The sequence below is a fragment of the Sneathiella marina genome, assembly GCF_023746535.1.
GTDB classification, from domain to species: domain Bacteria; phylum Pseudomonadota; class Alphaproteobacteria; order Sneathiellales; family Sneathiellaceae; genus Sneathiella; species Sneathiella marina.
Map to the genome: position 1 here is coordinate 1,047,883 of NZ_CP098747.1, position 16,729 is coordinate 1,064,611.

Here is a 16,729-nt window from a genome sequence, read left to right on the forward strand (position 1 = left end):
ACGACTTGAGTTACCTGTCCATATAATTGGTAACTTTAATTTTTCCTGAAATGATATCAGCTTTCGCCTTATCCATAGCCGCAATCATTTCAGGGGTAAGGATATCTTTGTTCCATTTATCGACTGAGAAACCAACGCCATCCTCTTTCAGGCCCAGGACTTTAATACCCGGTTCCCAAGTACCGTTTTTAGCTGCAGTGAAGGTATCGTAAACGGCAACATCAACACGTTTCAGCATGGACGTTAGCATGGTGCCCGGCTGTAAATGGTCCTGATTACTGTCTACGCCAATGGCGTATTTTTTCGCGTCCGCAGCGGATTGATAAACCCCGATACCCGTGCCACCGGCTGCGGCAAAAACAACGTCCGCCCCGCGATCAAATTGACTTCTGGCAAGTTCACCGCCCTTAGTCGGGTCATTCCAGGCTGCAGGCGTGGTACCTGTCATGTTTTCGATAACTTCAGCGTTCGGGTTTGCGTACATAACGCCTTCTTTATAGCCAAGGGCAAATTTCCGAATCAAAGGAATATCCATTCCGCCAACAAAACCTACTTTTCCGGTTTTGCTGGCCATTGCTGCTGCAATCCCAACAAGAAACGAACCCTGTTCCTCACGGAATACAATTGATTGCACATTCGGCAAATCGACAACCATGTCAATGATTGTAAATTTTGTATCCGGATTTTCTTTAGCGGCTTTTTCAACAGCTGAAGCTTGCGCGAAGCCCATTGCAATAACGATGCTTGCATCTTTGCGAGCCATGCGTTTAGCTGCCTGTTCACGTTGGGAAACTTGAGTTACCTCAAATTCCATGTAATCAACGCCGGTATCTTTCTTAAATTTTTCAGCGCCATTATAAGCTGCTTCGTTGAATGATTTGTCAAATTTACCACCCATATCAAAGACGATGGCAGGTTTGAAGTCATCGGCCTGAACAAAACTGCTCACGGTCAATGCGCTGGCCGCCAAAAGGCCAAGTGCAATTTTTTTGATCATGTCATTAAACTCCCTGTTGTTAGACATTGCGCTATTGAAAACATAGGACGCTTACTCTATCCAAACCAAATACTGGCCAGTTGGTCAAGTTTTACTGTTCGTGCCACAGCATATTTTACCCAAAAATTCATTTCCTTTGAACATAACCGTGAAATTCCAGTGAAATTGGCATATGCTGGCATCAAGCCAGCTAGTTAACAGGAGAAAATACATGCCTTCAGCGAGCGAAAATGCACGTGATTTGGATGCTCTCGTCGCAGATTCGATGTCCGGTAAAACTGGATTTGCGAATACCAAAAAACTTCAATCAATGGGTATCGAGGGTTATAAAAAGTGGAAGCAGGGAAAATGCGCGGAAGATGCCATTAAAACCAACGACCCACGAAAACGTAAACGGGCTGCAAGAAAAACTCAAAAATCGGAATCGTAATCCAGCTGGTTTTCGAATAACATTTTGTTCGGCAATTTTCTGCTCTTCGCAACATGCTCGTCATTTATGATGTCTCTTTATTTTAAGGTACTAAAGTCTCATGGCCATCGATCCTCGGTTCCCAAATCTTCATATTCTCGACCATCCGCTAATTGTTCACAAACTGAGCCATATGCGTAACAAATCCACTTCGACCAAAACATTCAGACAGTTGTTAAAAGAGATAGCTTTGTTAATGGGGTATGAAATTACCCGTCATCTGCCAACAAAATCTGAAGACATAGAAACACCTATCTGCCCGATGTCGGCAACTGTCCTATCTGGTAAAAAGACAGCTATCGTTCCCATATTAAGAGCTGGCCTGGGCATGGCAGATGGTTTGGCGGAATTGATGCCTTCTGCACGTGTAGGGCATATTGGCATGTATCGGGATCCGGAGACAAAGCGGCCAGTTGAATATCTCAGGAAATTACCATCAGCCAAGGATCGGCTTTACATCCTTGTGGATCCTATGCTCGCGACTGGATATTCTGCAGCGGCCGGAGTAGATGTCTTGCTTGACCATGGTGTCGCAGAAGAGAATATCAGTTTTCTGGCGTTGGTCGCGGCTCCCGAAGGCGTACAGGTTATGCTGGACTTACATCCAAAGGTAAATGTCTATGTGGCCGGGCTGGATCAAAAGTTGAATGAGCATGCATATATTGTTCCGGGCTTGGGTGACGCCGGAGATAGATTGTATGGAACGCTATAGCTATTCAAAGACTAGTCAATAAAAAAGCCCTGAACTGGTCAGGGCTTTTTTTGTGGGAGACTGGCTAAAGCCTCATACTTGGCCGCGTCTGTTATTACGGTCAGTGACATCCATGACAGGGCTTTGTGGCATTTTGAGGGCTTTGGTATATCTCCACAACCGCTTCAAAAGCACGTATGAACTGCGTTAAAAGACTATATCTATATCTAACCATGTTCTTTCCCTTTATCTCTATCCTGTTTAAAGACTATAGGAGAAAATATTGTCAAACCCAAGGAAGTCAGGTGTGCGCATTGTCACAAGAATGCACTAATATAAGTGCGAAGTCGGTCTTTAAGGCCATTTTACCTCAGGTGGTAGTGACATCAGGATTGCTTCTGTATGGCCTCCGGTTTTTAGTCCGAATGTCGTTCCGCGGTCATAGAGCAGGTTAAACTCTGCATAGCGCCCTCTTCGGATTAATTGATGTTCACGCTGTTCCGCGGTCCAGTTCTTGTTGAAATGCTCAGCGACGATCTTTGGGTAAACATCACGAAAAGCCCGGCCAATATCTTGTGTGAAAGCAAAATCTGCATCCCAATCGGTGTCGAGCTTGTCATAGAAAATACCCCCGACGCCGCGCGCCTCTTCCCTGTGAGGCAAATAGAAATATTCATCGCACCATTTTTTAAACCGCGGATAGTACGAGCTGTCGTGCGCGTCACATGCCGATTTAAGAGCTCCGTGAAACGTTTGCGTATCCGAATCATTCGGAAACATTGGTGTCAAATCTGCACCGCCGCCAAACCATGACTTTTCAGTTACGATATGTCTTGTATTCATATGCACAGCGGGAACCAATGGTGACTGCATATGCGCAACCAGCGATATGCCAGCCGCCCAAAAGTTCCCGTTATTTTCTGTCCCCGGGATAGAGCGTCTGAATTCTTCGGAAAACTGACCGTGAACTACTGAAATATTGACACCAACTTTTTCGAAAACGCGTCCTTTCATCACGGACATTTCACCGCCACCGCCGCCGGGCCTGTCCCATTTCGTAACTTTGAAACGTCCTGCAGGTTGATCGGAATTCCTGCCGGTTAGCTCGTCTTCCAATAACTCAAAGCTATCTCTGATCTGATCTCGTAAAGTACGAAACCAATCTGTAGCCGCCTTTTTCCTTAAATCAGTTATATTTTCTGTCATTGAGCACCATCGGGAGAGGGGGGGAATTGTTCGGTTTGGCGTAATCCTTCACCAAGAACCATAGCTGCCGCAATGGCAACATTTATCGATCGCATGCCGGCGGCCATGGGAATCACTACTCTATGGTCGGCGCTTTCATGAATTTCCCTTGGAACGCCCGCACTTTCCTGACCTAAAAGTAAAATATCCGAATCTCTAAATGAGAAATCTGAATATGGTGAAGCGCTTTTTGTTGATAAAAGAATAATTCGCTGATCACTGAGGGAGTTGGTGAATTTTTCCCAAGACGTATGGCGTGTGACGTCAACGGCGTCTGCATAATCCATGACAGAGCGCCGTAAGTCTTTCGCGCCGAACGGGAAACCGCAGGGTTCAATTATGTCAACGGGTACACCCAAACATGCCCCTAATCGAAGCAATGTTCCTACATTTGGGGCAATATCTGGTTGGTAAAGTGCAAGTCTCATGGCGTCCTTGTAATGGCAGCAAAGTAACAAATACAGAAAAAACCGCGGTTTATTGTCGCAAAGGTCACGTTCGGGCTGGACATATTGCCATTATGATGACAAAAAGCGGTCGCTACACAATTATTTTTAAGAAGTTTCGGGGACGACTAAATGACCACTACCACCCCTGTAGAAGAAGACGGCGTTACACGCCGCGATTTTCTATATGTCGCCGCAGGCGGCCTGGGCGCTGTTGGAGCTGCAGCTGCAATATGGCCTTTCATCTCGCAAATGAATCCGTCAGCTGATGTTCTGGCACTTTCTTCGACGGAAGTCGATCTGGAAGGAATTGAAATCGGATCCGAAATTACGACTGTTTGGCAGGGAAAGCCGGTATTCGTACGGCACCGGACAGAAGGTGAAATAGAAAAAGCGGATGATGTCGTGGTCGCCGATCTTCCTGATCCCGAGCCAGACGCAGATCGCGTTATTAAGCCGGAATGGCTTATTATGGTGGGTATTTGTACGCATCTTGGATGTGTCCCGCTAAAAGAACAAGGGGATTACAGCGGATGGTTCTGTCCGTGTCATGGTTCGCATTATGATACGTCTGGACGTATCCGGAAGGGGCCGGCACCAAAGAATCTTGTCATACCGCCGTATGAATTCCTCGACGATACCAACATCAAGATCGGGTAGGGGGCTCCTGATGTCATTTGAACCAAAAAATAAAGCCGTAAAATGGGTCGAAGACCGCTTGCCGATTACCGGTATGTTGCATCACGCTCTTTACGAATATCCAACTCCGAAAAATTTGAGCTATTGGTGGACGTTCGGCTCACTAGCTGGCGTCATGCTTGTCGTACAGATTGTGACGGGGATTGTTCTTGCAATGCATTACACCCCCCATGTCGACCTGGCGTTCCTCAGTGTAGAGCATATTATGCGGGATGTTAATTTTGGCTGGCTGTTACGCTATATGCATGCCAATGGCGCGTCCATGTTCTTCATTGTGGTTTATCTGCATATCTTCAGAGGTATGTACTATGGCTCTTATAAAGCACCGCGTGAACTGCTTTGGTGGTTGGGCCTGGTCATCTTCCTGTTGATGATGGCGACTGCCTTTATGGGGTATGTTCTGCCTTGGGGACAAATGAGTTTCTGGGGAGCAACCGTCATCACTAACCTGTTTGGTGCCTTGCCAATCGTTGGTGAAAGTATTGTTTCCTGGTTGTGGGGCGGGTTTGCGGTCGATAACCCGACACTAAACCGGTTCTTCAGCCTGCATTACCTTCTTCCTTTCGTGATTGTCGGTGTTGTGATCCTGCATATTTGGGCTTTGCACACAAATGGGTCAAATAATCCAACTGGTATTGAGATTAAGGACAAGCAAGATAGTATTCCTTTTCATCCCTATTATACGGTTAAGGACCTGTTTGGGTTGGCGATCTTACTGATTATCTTCTCTGCCTTCCTGTTCTATGCGCCGAATTACTTGGGGCATCCGGATAACTATATTCCAGCTAATCCGCTTGTTACCCCGGCACATATTGTTCCTGAATGGTATTTCTTGCCTTTCTACGCAATTTTACGGGCGGTGCCTGATAAGCTCGGCGGGGTACTGCTGATGTTTGGAGCCATTGCAATTCTATTCGCCTTGCCTTGGCTGGATAAGAGCCGGATCAAATCTGCACGGTTCCGGCCTATCTATAAGCAGCTTTTCTGGATTTTCGTCGCGGATTGTGTCTTGCTAACCTATATCGGCGGCAAGCCAGCTGAGGGGGCGTTCTTAGTCTGGGGCCGTATCGCCACGATATATTACTTCGTTCATATTCTCATTTTGCTGCCATTGGTCGGATTGTTTGAAAAACCAAAACCATTGCCTGCGAGTATATCCGAGGATGTCTTGTCCAAATCACCTAAGACGGAGGAGGCAAGCAATGCTTAAATTCGTAAAATATTTGAGCATCGCAGCTCTTGTTACTTTTTCTTTTGTGGGAACGGCGCAATCTGCCGGTGGTGGCGTTGAACTGAAGTCTGCCAGCTGGAAGCATGGCGGATTGTTCGGAACCTATGACAGGGCTGCTGCACAACGAGGGTTGCAAGTTTACCGTGAAGTTTGTGCAGGATGCCATGGCTTGGGTCTTGTCGCATTCCGCACGCTTGCAGATCTGGGTTTCAGCGAAGAAGAAATCAAGGCAATTGCAGCAGAGTCAGAATTTACTGATGGACCAGACGGCGCGGGTGACATGTTTGAACGTCCGGGTAAGCCGTTCGATAAATTTCCGTCACCTTTCCCCAATGAGAATGCGGCACGGGCATCGAATGGCGGCGCTTATCCGCCAGATCTGTCGTTAATGACGAAAGCAAGGGCGGATGGAGATAACTATATGTATTCTCTGTTGACGGGCTATGCTGACGCTCCGGCGGATGTCGAACTGGCAAGCGGCATGAGCTACAATGCTTATTTCCCTGGTCATCAAATTGCGATGCCATCCCCTCTTAATGACGATGGTGTCGAGTATTCTGATGGTACACCGGCAACAGTTGATCAGATGGCGAAAGATGTCACAGTATTTTTGGCATGGGCTGCTGAGCCGAAATTGGAGCAGCGTAAAAGCATTGGCCTGAAAGTCATCTTGTTTTTACTTATCCTTGCCGGTTTATTCTATGCAGTGAAACGTAAAATCTGGTCGGACCTGCACTAGGCTTTCTCTGTTACATTATTCGACAAAAAGGGCGCTTTTATAAGCGCCCTTTTTATGTCAGATTTAGATATTCGTTCGAAAATTCAAGGTGAGTTTAATGGAAGCAACTTTTAAAAGACCGGTGATTGGCGTTATTGGAGGGAGTGGTGTTTACGAGTTGGAAGGGCTCTCTGATACGCGCTGGCGAAAAGTTGAAAGTCCATTTGGCGACCCTTCTGACGAGTTGTTTTTTGGCAACCTTGGTGGCGTGGAAATGGTTTTTTTGCCACGCCATGGCCGCGGCCATAAAATTCCCCCGGCGGCAATAAATTATCGGGCCAATATAGATGCAATGAAACGGGCGGGCGTCACAGAAATAATTTCTGTGAGCGCTTGTGGGTCCTTCGAAGAACAGCTTTCACCTGGTACCTTCGTTATCGTGGATCAGTTTATTGACCGTACAATTGATCGGAAGAAAAGCTTCTTCGGCACGGGATTGGTTGCTCATGTAAGCTTGGCGCATCCTGTATGCTCTAGAATGGGGGATATATTGGAAGACGCCGCGAAGAATGAAGGCATCAAAGTTCATCGCGGCGGCACTTATCTTGCCATGGAAGGGCCGCAGTTTTCATCCCTGGCTGAATCGGAATTGTACCGCAGCTGGGGATGTCAGGTTATTGGAATGACCAATATGCCGGAAGCCAAATTGGCTCGGGAAGCGGAGATTTGCTATGCGACCGTTGCAATGGTCACGGATTATGATTGTTGGCATCCGGATCATGACAATGTTGATGTTTCCGCGATTATTACTGTTCTTCTACAGAATAGTGAAAATGCCCGTCGGCTAGTCCGTAGCGTCGCCCCTGATTTGTCTAAACGTACCCATTTCTGTTCTGCGGGATGTCACAATGCACTGGATAATGCGTTAATCACATCTGTCGATGCGCGTGATCCCGAACGTGTTAAAAAACTTGACGCTGTTGCGGGGCGCGTACTCTAGAGAAGGAACCAAAATTGGATATTAAGTCAACTATCAGAACTATCCCGAATTACCCGAAGGAAGGGGTGATGTTTCGGGATATTACGACTTTATGGCAGGACGCTCGTGGATTTCGGCATGTGGTGGATCAACTTGTCTGGCCATATGCGGGTATCCGGATTGACAAGGTTGCGGGAATTGAAGCCCGCGGATTTGTGCTTGGCGGCGCGATAGCCCATCAACTAAGTGTTGGCTTTGTTCCTGTCCGCAAAAAGGGAAAACTCCCGTGGAATGTAATTGGTGAAGATTACGAGCTTGAATATGGTACAGATACTGTAGAAATACATACGGACGCAATTGCGTCAGGTGATAATGTCTTGCTGGTCGACGATTTGATCGCGACAGGGGGGACAGCCGCCGCTGCAATCGACTTGCTTCGTCGAGCGGGTGGCACAGTAATTGGCGCTGCATTCGTTATCGATTTACCTGATATTGGAGGAAGCAAGCGGATCGAAGCCATGGATGTCAAAGTACGGACTCTTTGCGAATTCGAAGGAGATTAGGCGAGTAAACTTAAGAAGAAGATTTACCTTGCAGAATAGCCAGACTGCTGTCTTATCTAATAGAAGACATTCAAAGGATGCAAAATGTTATTTGAACTCTGGCTGAGCTTCTTTCTTGCAAGTGCAGCTCTATTAGCAATACCTGGCCCAACTGTGATGCTGGTTGTGAGCTATGCGCTGGGCCGCGGCCGGTCAACTGGCTGGTGGACTGTACCTGGAGTTACATTAGGTGATTTCACAGCTATGACCGTCTCTCTGCTCGGTGCAGGTGCTGTTCTGGCGACTTCAGCGACATTATTTACTGCGTTAAAGATTGCGGGCGCAGTCTATTTAATATGGCTTGGGATAAAAATGTGGCGAACAGAGCCGAAGCTCGATGACGTACAGGAGACGATTAAAACGTCATCTAATTTTTCGATGTTTTGGAATGCCTATGTCGTAACAGCGCTCAATCCAAAATCTATCGTATTTTTTGTCGCCTTTGTCCCTCAATTTGTTGACGTATCGGCACCTGTCTTCCCTCAGTTCGTTGTTTTGGAGGCAACCTTCTTGACGCTTGCAGCCGTCAATGTCGCTATTTGGGCCATTCTTGCCGGTACGCTACGAGCCCGTTTTAGGAATGTGAAAACTCTGAGGCTTATAAACCGCATTGGTGGCAGTTTTCTCATAGGCGCGGGCGTGTTGACCGCGGCGATACGCCGCTCTACATAGTCTTTTTATTCAGGGAACAATTCGATTTATCGAGCTAAGGAGCCTGACGTTCTGTTGATGCAAAAGGACTCAGGCCAAGCCAGCTTTGCATCGAGCCGGCTATGTCCATATTACCAACCAGAACTAACATGTTATCCTTTATGGCATTGGACACCGTATCGACACCCATCCAGATTGCAGTCATTGTCTTGACATCTGTTGTTACATATAAATCTACATCAAACCCTGGATCCGACCAGCAAAGATCGGTCTCACCATCGGGTTCTATGACTAGCCACCAGTGTTTCTTTGAAACCGGGAGCTCCTGATACAGAAACTGGATTACACTTCGCTTTTTTGGTAGGGGCGTTGTATTTAGGTTGCGGCGCATATCCCACATCAGCAGCGACGGATCAAGGTTTCGCAATGACAGCCTGGATTCAACCCATTTCTGACCCCAATTTCCGACTGTATCAATTACGGACTGTAGGTCTCGCCCTGCTTCTGTAAGTATGTATTCGAATAGATTGGGTTCTGTCTCTATGGCAACCCGATTGATGACGCCTGAGTCTTCGAGCTCCTTCAACCTTTGTGATAGCAGCGTTGGAGACATTTTTGGCACGCCGCGCCGTAAATCATTAAATCTAGTTGATCCAGCCATAAGTTCTCGCAACAGAATTAATGTCCATCTCGTGCATAGTATTTCCGATGCCATGGCGACTGGACAGAACTGTTTATAACTCGGTTGCGCCATTACTTTCTCACTTTTTCTGTATATTTAGAATGTTAACTTTTTTACTTTTTAACGCCTAGTCCAGAAGCTGTATCAGCTGACTACAGTATCTGCACTGTTTTAAATACATGAATACTGAAAGAATAAAAAAATGAGTAGGAAATTCTTACTCTTAAAGTTACTTTTTTTCAGGAGCAGGTCAATGTGTATATTCCTTATTGCGGATATAAAAATTACAAACGATGAATGGGTCCCCACTTATGCGGAAAATGCTCATAAAATCGTCCATAAACATGGCGGCAGGTATTTATCACGTAGTGGTAATATTACAACTGTTGAGGGCGAAGATCTGTGCACCTCGCTTATCGCAATTATCGAATTTCCCTCAATGCAGCATTTTGAGAACTTTTTTAATGATCCGGAATATGCAACTTATGCAAAAGCGCGACAGGCCGGAAGTAAAAGTCGCTTCCATATTATCGATAACTCAGACATCGCAGGTACAATAGAGTATTTGCCAGCGTCCTGATTGGTGACAAATTTACCAAGTGCCCTTCGCCGAATTTTCGATTGGCACTTGGTTGATTTTCTAAGTTCTAGCCGTAAAAAAAGCTCTCGGTCTCGCAATGTAACGGTATAATAAAACCCATGACCTCGATTTTATTTCTGGTCGGAAAACCTCTTTTTTATGGATAAGTAAATGCCACATAACATTGTCGGGATTGATCATTCACTGATCGGCGTTAACGACTTGGAAGACGCGAAATTGCGTTTTCAAAGTCTCGGATTTACATTAACTCCCCGCGGAGCCCATATTGGGTGGGGAACCGCAAATTACTGCATTATGTTTGAAAAGGATTATATCGAGCTCCTTGGCATAATTAACCCAGGCATCGAAACAAATGGTTTGGATATCGCCTTGAAGGAGCGGGGTGAGGGGTTACTTGGATTGGCATTGGCCAGCGACGACCCGGAGCAGACCCATGCATCACTGTCGTCTGCAGGTCTTGATCCATCTGACCTTCTGCAATTGAAGCGCAAGCTGGAATTGCCCGATGGTGATGTCGTGCCGGAATTCAAACTTATCCGTTTGCAACCGTTCGGGCTGACGGAGAAACAATTATTCATATGCCATCATTTGACGCCGCATTTAATCAGAAATGACCAATGGATGCGTCATGCAAACGGGGCGACAGGAATTGCGTCTATGGTGATCGTCGTTGATGATCCCGCAGCTCTTGCATCATATTATAGAAATTTATGCGGTCATATAAATGTAACCATGACGGATGACACATTGAATGTAAGGGTCGGCGAGGGCGCTCTTATTTTCGTCAATGACAAGGATCTGGATATGCTATTCCCGGGTTTATATTTACCTTCGGACTTTCCAGCCTTGCCATATATGATGGCCATGTCTATCGCAGTTAAAGATCTTGCCGCAACCCAATCATATCTGGATACACAGAGGATTACCTATCAAGTCATTGCCAATGGCGCGTTGAGGGTTAATCAGGCGGATACTACTGGCGTTTTACTGGAGTTTGTCCAGGAACGCTAATTAAGCGATAAAGGCGAGGGTCCGTTCCTGAGCCAGTTTTGCTGATCCTGCGTCGTAACTTGCTCGCTGATCGCAATTGAATCCGTGACCTGCTTGATAAACATGGATAGGTGTATCAGGCAGTGCTGTCATGATTTCATCAACCGCTTTCATTGGGATGGACGCATCCTGGTCACCAAAATGCAGCAATAGGGGTATTTTGGGGGTTTCTGTCAGATTTTGAGAAATCTGGCCGCCATAATAACCGACGGCTTTGTTGAGGCTGGAAAGGCGGCAGGCGCTGAGATAAGCCAGTGTGCCACCCCAGCAAAATCCAATACTGGTAACGGCGCCCACGTCGGCGATGGCTTTCGCTGCTGCATCAATGTCTTCAAGCGCTTGTTGGTCTTCTATTTTCATTTTATATGTGATGCCCTGGGTGACATCGTCGGCGTCATAGCCCAGCTTGATATTTGGCTCAAGACGATCAAATAGTGCGGGCGCAATTGCCACAAAGCCTAAATCGGCATAACGGTCACATATGTCCTGAATATGTGAGTTCACACCGAATATCTCCTGGATAACAACAATGCCGCCTTTGGGTGAGCCGGTTGGAGACGCTTTATAAGCAGCAAATTTGTGACCATCTGCTGCTTCAAGTGTTAGTTGGTCACCCATTGCTTATTTCCCTACTGTTTTGGCTCAACGATGAGTATTGTACCATCGCTACCTGTTACAACCACGTCTTCGCCAACTTCCATATCTGGCCCTTCTACAGCCCATTGCGTATCGTCTACATGTATTTTGCCGCGGCCATTGCGGATTGATTCAGTAAGAACAAACTGGCGCCCAATATACTGGACACCCCGCCGATTTAACGTTTGGTTATCAATTACGCCCGGATTTTTCTTAAAGAAAATGCGCGAAGCAACAATGCTGATGACCGAGACGAAGGCAAAAATTGTCCATTCATATTCCCAAAGTAAGTCTGGAAACATCCAAGCGACAACACCGACGACACCTGCAGATATACCCAACCACAGAAATAGCGTACTTGGTGCGAATACTTCCAGAATTATGAGAACAACTGCGAGAATCCACCAGCCCCAATATTCCAGACCTGTGACCCATGTGAGAAATTCTTCAGCCATGAGCGTTACTCGCTATTCGGGACAGAGCCCGTTGTTGATCTGTTTCCGGAACTGGATTTACCGCCTGTACCGCCAAAAACTTCCTGAGCGATTGCGCCGATCCCGCCAAGGGAGCCGACAAGAGCACTGGCTTCCATGGGCATCAGAACAACTTTCGAGTTGCGGGCCATGCCGATTTCCTTCATCGCTTCCGTGTATTTTTGAGCAACAAAGTAATTGATCGATTGTATGTCACCTGCGGCAATGGCCTCTGACACATCGTGGGTTGCTTTGGCTTCTGCTTCTGCAGATCTTTCCCGGGCTTCAGCGTCTCGGAACGCTGCTTCACGCCGGCCTTCTGCTTCCAGAATTGCAGATTTTTTCTCGCCTTCTGCTTTTAGAATTTCAGATTGTCTTACGCCTTCTGCTTCCAGGATAACAGCTCGTTTGAGCCGTTCCGCTTTCATCTGACGGCCCATGGCCTCGACAAGGTCAAGCGGCGGCGTGATATCTTTAATTTCTACGCGGGTAACCTTCAGGCCCCAAGGGGTGGAGGCTTGATCAATTACATTTAGCAGTTTGACGTTTATGGAATCGCGTTGGCTCAACGCCGCATCCAAATCCATTGAGCCTAAAACCGTTCTAAGGTTTGTCTGAGCGAGATTTTGGATAGCTCGCTCAAGATCTCGTACCTCATATGTGGACTTTGCCGCGTCGAGAACCTGAAAGAACAGAATACCGTCTACTTGAACCATAGCATTGTCGCGGGAAATGACCTCCTGCGTGGGGATATCCAATACCTGTTCCATCATATTGACCTTAGTGCCAATGCGGTCAATAAACGGGATGATCAATCCTAATCCGGGTTGAAGGCTTTTGGTGTATCGGCCAAAACGTTCAACGGTATACTGATATCCCTGCGGCACAATCGTGACGCCCATGAATACAATAACGATCGCCAGTAGAACGAGAACAATGACAAATGCCGCGAAGCCAGAAACGAAAAGATCCATTTAGCACCCCCTAGTTGTTGGATAATTTACATGCTTATACCACTATATAGTGATAAATTGCGATTTTTTAAGCTATTTCTGGTGATATCTTTATAAGCGCGGCGGGTACTACGCTGATCTTGTTTTCATCATGCCGATGGTTTTTACGGACAAAACTTTTTCATCATTCTGATTAAACAGGAAAATTTGAGCCCGAATTACACCCATTTCAGGTCGAGAAGTGGACCTGCGCGTTTCAATGACAGTAGACTCAAATCGGAGAACATCTCCTGGTCGCACAGGCAAAATCCACCTCAAATCATCAAAGCCCGGAGAGCCGAGCCCTGCACGTTGGTTGACCATATTATCAACCATCATTCGCATAAGCATGCCGCCCGTATGCCAACCTGAGGCAATCAATCCGCCGTAAATACTGTCATTCGCCGCTTTCTCGTCCACATGAAAGGGTTGGGGATCATATTTCCGCGCAAATTTCAGTATTTCTTCCAAGGTTACTTTCTTCTCACCGAAAACCGTTTTGTCCCCAACTCCTATATCCTCGAAATATATCGTGCTCATTGGCTAATCTCCCGAACGGAGATCTTTGATGGTTTTCTGAGAAACATACCGCTTGAAATCATGGTCATTTTTACTTCGCCATCTTGGTTGCAGACTACATGTGAGAATTTGACGAATCCGAGCTCTGGCTTGCTCTTAGGTAAGCTTCGATCTGTAATTTCTGCAGTGACATGAAGGGTTTCACCCGGTCTTACGGGTTTTTTCCATCTGAGCTGTTCGACGCCCGGCGATCCCATAGTTGCGGAATTGTTGAGATACCCATCGACCATCATACGCATACACATGGCGGCAGTGTGCCAACCACTCGCTATGATGCCTCCAAAGTAATGCTCTGATGCTGCTTCTTTGTCGATATGAAAAGGCTGCGGGTCGAACTCCGTCGCGTATTCAATGACTTCTTCTTCAGTGACTTCCATGGCCCCGAATTCCATTTTTCGGCCGACGGTAAAATCTTCCCAATACAACATTTCTGTCACTATCCTTTGACCTTATACTGGTCTTTTGCGTTGTGTCGCTTTTTCAAGAGATTGAATTATGTGTTTGACCTAGTTTGCAAATCTAAAATGCAAGACATCACCGTCAAGCACAATATATTCTTTGCCTTCCAACCGCATCTGACCTGCTTCTTTGGCCCCGTTCTCTCCGCCGTTATCGATATAGGCCGGATAGGCGATGGTTTCTGCCCGGATAAACCCTTTTTCAAAATCAGTATGGATAACACCAGCCGCTTGCGGTGCTTTTGTGCCTTTCGTAACGGTCCAGGCGCGGCATTCCTTGGGTCCAACCGTAAAATAGGTAATAAGTTCAAGTAGATCGTAACCGGCCCTGATTATTCGACCCAATCCTGTTTCTGTTAATCCAAGTTCTGAAAGAAATTCCTCGCGCTCTTCTTTGTCGAGCTGGGCAACTTCAGATTCAATTGCGGCAGAAATAACCACGACACCTGCATTTTCAGCCGCAGCCTTACCTTCTACCAATTTTGAAAAATCGTTACCGGTTGCAGCGCTATCTTCATCAACATTACAGACATATAGAACAGGCTTTGCCGTAAGGAGCTGTAAATTTCTGAATATCTTGACCTCGTCTTCAGCCAGTTCCACCATACGCGCTGGCTTACCGTCTCTTAATACGACAAGAGCTCGATCAATCAGTTCAGACTGCTTTTTTGCTTCCTTGTCGCCGCCGCGGATTTTTTTGACTAAAGTTTCGGTTCTTTTCTCCAGGCTCTCCAAATCGGCAAGCATCAGCTCGGTTTCGATAGTCTCGGCGTCGGAAAGGGGGTCGATTTTTCCGTCAACATGGGTAATATCGTCATCTTCAAAGCATCTTATTACTTGAATAACCGCATCGACTTCACGAATATGCGCCAAGAATTTATTGCCCAGCCCTTCGCCACTTGCAGCACCGCGGACAAGTCCTGCGATATCAACAAATGTCAATTGAGTCGGGATCAGTTCTTTTGATGACGCGAGAGCTGCTAATTTTGTCAGCCGCGGATCGGGGACGGGAACCTGCCCAAGGTTTGGTTCGATCGTACAGAAGGGATAATTCTCGGCCGCAGCCTGAGCTGTTTCTGTGAGGGCATTGAACAAAGTGGACTTACCGACATTCGGCAGCCCGACAATACCGCATTTAAAACCCATATCTAGCTTCCTTCGATGTTCTTTTTCTTGTCGGGCGCTGTTTCAAGCGCAATTTTGTTCATAAAGCTGGAGTCTTCGCCGGAAATAAGCATGTCAGTGTGCCGGGCAACGCTATCAATGATTTTTTCGGCAAACTGCTTCTCTGCTTTCGAAAAATCTTTCAGGACGTGACCGGAAACCAAATGCTTCTCTCCAGGATGGCCGACGCCTAGCCGGACTCTTTTGAAATCCTGACCTATATAGGCAATAATTGAGCGAATACCATTGTTTCCGCCATGCCCGCCACCAGATTTCACACGGACTTTCCCCATGGGAAGGTCAAGCTCATCATGCAGGACTATGACATTTTCAGGCGGGATCTTGTAGAATCTCATGGCTTCACCCACCGACCGGCCGGATTCATTCATATAAGTAGTAGGTTTCAGCGCGAGGATTTTCACGTCGCCGATTTTTCCATCTGCAACCAGTCCCTGAAATTTAATACGTTCCGGCATAAAGGAATGGCGGTGAATGATTTCATCCACCGCCATAAATCCAAAATTATGCCGATTGTCGGTGTATCCCTTACCGGGATTTCCGAGGCCAACCAGCAATATCATCAACGATACCCGACTACTCTTCGCCGTCGGCTTCAGCAGTGTCTTCTGCTGCTTCACCGTCTTCGGCGGTTTCGCCTTCGACACCTTCTTCGCCTTCTTCAGCTTCAACTTCTGGCTCTTCTTCAACCGTTGGTGAAGCAATGGTAGCAATCGTGAAGTCTCGGTCAGATATTGTTGGCTCACATCCTTCCGGCAGAGTGACTTCGGAAATATGGACACTGTCGCCAATGTCATATTTTTCTAGGTCAATTTCAATAGCTTCCGGAATATTGCCGGCCGGAACCATCATTTCGATTTCATGGCGGACAACGTTCAAAACACCACCGCGTTTTAAGCCTTCGCACTCTTCTTCGTTCAGGAAGCTCACGACCACCATGACGGCGATCTGTGATTTTGCCGAAACACGAAGAAAATCAACATGCATCGGCGATTCCTTAACGGGATGAAGCTGCATGTCACGTGGCAAAACGTTATGTTTTGTTGATCCGACTTTTACCGTGTAAACAGTTGACAGGAACGCATCCCGATAAATGGCTTTTACCAATTCACGGGTTTCCAGCGAAATCGAAATAGGGTCTTTTTTATCGCCATATATGACGGCCGGTGTTCGGCCTTCACGACGCAATGCACGGGAGGTCCCCTTTCCAGCCCGGTCACGCGTTTCTGCAATTAATACTGCATTCTCGCTCATTATATCTCTCCTAAGTAACGAGCAACACCGGGAAAACCCGGTGCCAAAAATGACGCTTGCCTCCAGGGGTGCCCGCGCCGTGATATGTCTATTC

General features: G+C 46.8%; 22 protein-coding genes. 10 read left to right on the plus strand and 12 right to left on the minus strand.

Annotation, left to right across the window (positions count from 1 at the left end; all coding sequences use genetic code 11):
- Positions 1-10: 10 nt before the first annotated feature.
- Positions 11-997, minus strand: a complete 987-nt coding sequence (locus NBZ79_RS05010; protein WP_251936020.1) for a BMP family lipoprotein — start codon at positions 995-997, stop codon at positions 11-13.
- A 211-nt stretch (positions 998-1,208) separates the two neighbouring features.
- Between NBZ79_RS05010 and NBZ79_RS05015 the strand changes: the two genes are divergently transcribed.
- Positions 1,209-1,427 carry a hypothetical protein gene (locus tag NBZ79_RS05015; protein ID WP_251936022.1) on the plus strand — a complete coding sequence of 73 codons (219 nt, stop codon included), beginning with the start codon at positions 1,209-1,211 and terminating at the stop codon, positions 1,425-1,427.
- Between the two features lie 100 nt (positions 1,428-1,527).
- Positions 1,528-2,178, plus strand: coding sequence for a uracil phosphoribosyltransferase (gene upp / locus NBZ79_RS05020; RefSeq protein WP_251936024.1), 651 nt, complete (start codon positions 1,528-1,530; stop codon positions 2,176-2,178).
- A 333-nt stretch (positions 2,179-2,511) separates the two neighbouring features.
- On the opposite strand, the gene hemF is transcribed toward upp, so the two are convergent.
- Positions 2,512-3,363 carry an oxygen-dependent coproporphyrinogen oxidase gene (gene hemF, locus NBZ79_RS05025; RefSeq protein WP_251936026.1) on the minus strand — a complete coding sequence of 284 codons (852 nt, stop codon included), beginning with the start codon at positions 3,361-3,363 and terminating at the stop codon, positions 2,512-2,514.
- Positions 3,360-3,830 carry a tRNA (cytidine(34)-2'-O)-methyltransferase gene (locus NBZ79_RS05030; protein ID WP_251936028.1) on the minus strand — a complete coding sequence of 157 codons (471 nt, stop codon included), beginning with the start codon at positions 3,828-3,830 and terminating at the stop codon, positions 3,360-3,362. The genes hemF and NBZ79_RS05030 overlap by 4 nt, the downstream gene beginning before the upstream one ends.
- 150 nt (positions 3,831-3,980) lie before the next feature.
- On the opposite strand from NBZ79_RS05030, the gene petA reads away from it, so the two are divergent.
- The 6 genes from petA to NBZ79_RS05060 all read left to right on the plus strand — a co-directional run bounded on the left by petA (position 3,981) and on the right by NBZ79_RS05060 (position 8,749).
- A complete protein-coding gene (gene petA, locus NBZ79_RS05035) occupies positions 3,981-4,508 on the plus strand; it encodes a ubiquinol-cytochrome c reductase iron-sulfur subunit (protein WP_251936029.1) in 528 nt (175 codons plus the stop codon).
- Between the two features lie 10 nt (positions 4,509-4,518).
- Entirely contained in the window at positions 4,519-5,757 is a 1,239-nt protein-coding gene (locus tag NBZ79_RS05040; protein ID WP_251936031.1) for a cytochrome b, read from the plus strand.
- Positions 5,750-6,517, plus strand: a complete 768-nt coding sequence (locus NBZ79_RS05045; protein WP_251936033.1) for a cytochrome c1 — start codon at positions 5,750-5,752, stop codon at positions 6,515-6,517. The genes NBZ79_RS05040 and NBZ79_RS05045 overlap by 8 nt, the downstream gene beginning before the upstream one ends.
- Before the next feature lie 97 nt (positions 6,518-6,614).
- Entirely contained in the window at positions 6,615-7,496 is an 882-nt protein-coding gene (locus NBZ79_RS05050; protein ID WP_251936035.1) for an S-methyl-5'-thioadenosine phosphorylase, read from the plus strand.
- Between the two features lie 68 nt (positions 7,497-7,564).
- A complete protein-coding gene (locus tag NBZ79_RS05055) occupies positions 7,565-8,038 on the plus strand; it encodes an adenine phosphoribosyltransferase (protein WP_476749702.1) in 474 nt (157 codons plus the stop codon).
- An 84-nt stretch (positions 8,039-8,122) separates the two neighbouring features.
- A complete protein-coding gene (locus tag NBZ79_RS05060; RefSeq protein WP_251936039.1) occupies positions 8,123-8,749 on the plus strand; it encodes a LysE family translocator in 627 nt (208 codons plus the stop codon).
- A 34-nt stretch (positions 8,750-8,783) separates the two neighbouring features.
- On the opposite strand, the gene NBZ79_RS05065 is transcribed toward NBZ79_RS05060, so the two are convergent.
- On the minus strand, positions 8,784-9,482 hold the full coding sequence (locus tag NBZ79_RS05065) for a winged helix-turn-helix transcriptional regulator (RefSeq protein WP_251936040.1): 699 nt from the start codon (positions 9,480-9,482) through the stop codon (positions 8,784-8,786).
- 181 nt (positions 9,483-9,663) lie between these two features.
- Between NBZ79_RS05065 and NBZ79_RS05070 the strand changes: the two genes are divergently transcribed.
- Complete coding sequence (locus NBZ79_RS05070; RefSeq protein ID WP_251936042.1) at positions 9,664-9,990, plus strand: DUF1330 domain-containing protein; 327 nt, start codon at positions 9,664-9,666, stop codon at positions 9,988-9,990.
- Between the two features lie 171 nt (positions 9,991-10,161).
- Positions 10,162-11,022: a VOC family protein gene (locus tag NBZ79_RS05075; RefSeq protein ID WP_251936044.1), complete on the plus strand. Its 861-nt coding sequence runs from the start codon at positions 10,162-10,164 to the stop codon at positions 11,020-11,022.
- Here the strand turns inward: NBZ79_RS05075 and NBZ79_RS05080 are convergent, their stop codons facing one another.
- From NBZ79_RS05080 to NBZ79_RS05115, 8 genes are all read right to left on the minus strand, one after another.
- A complete protein-coding gene (locus tag NBZ79_RS05080) occupies positions 11,023-11,679 on the minus strand; it encodes a dienelactone hydrolase family protein (protein ID WP_251936046.1) in 657 nt (218 codons plus the stop codon). It lies immediately after the preceding gene.
- 11 nt (positions 11,680-11,690) lie between these two features.
- Entirely contained in the window at positions 11,691-12,152 is a 462-nt protein-coding gene (locus NBZ79_RS05085) for an NfeD family protein (protein ID WP_251936047.1), read from the minus strand.
- Positions 12,153-12,157: 5 nt separating this feature from the next.
- A complete protein-coding gene (locus tag NBZ79_RS05090) occupies positions 12,158-13,144 on the minus strand; it encodes an SPFH domain-containing protein (RefSeq protein WP_251936049.1) in 987 nt (328 codons plus the stop codon).
- 108 nt (positions 13,145-13,252) lie between these two features.
- On the minus strand, positions 13,253-13,702 hold the full coding sequence (locus tag NBZ79_RS05095; RefSeq protein WP_251936051.1) for a MaoC family dehydratase: 450 nt from the start codon (positions 13,700-13,702) through the stop codon (positions 13,253-13,255).
- The gene (locus tag NBZ79_RS05100) at positions 13,699-14,169 is read right to left on the minus strand and encodes a MaoC family dehydratase (RefSeq protein ID WP_251936053.1); all 471 of its coding nucleotides are present in this window, start codon (positions 14,167-14,169) and stop codon (positions 13,699-13,701) included. Before NBZ79_RS05100 ends, NBZ79_RS05095 begins: the two co-directional genes overlap by 4 nt.
- A 78-nt stretch (positions 14,170-14,247) precedes the next feature.
- Entirely contained in the window at positions 14,248-15,345 is a 1,098-nt protein-coding gene (gene ychF / locus NBZ79_RS05105; RefSeq protein ID WP_251936055.1) for a redox-regulated ATPase YchF, read from the minus strand.
- 2 nt (positions 15,346-15,347) lie between these two features.
- On the minus strand, positions 15,348-16,028 hold the full coding sequence (gene pth / locus NBZ79_RS05110) for an aminoacyl-tRNA hydrolase (protein WP_251936057.1): 681 nt from the start codon (positions 16,026-16,028) through the stop codon (positions 15,348-15,350).
- Positions 15,958-16,635, minus strand: coding sequence for a 50S ribosomal protein L25/general stress protein Ctc (locus NBZ79_RS05115; RefSeq protein WP_251936059.1), 678 nt, complete (start codon positions 16,633-16,635; stop codon positions 15,958-15,960). The genes pth and NBZ79_RS05115 overlap by 71 nt, the downstream gene beginning before the upstream one ends.
- Positions 16,636-16,729 lie beyond the last annotated feature (94 nt).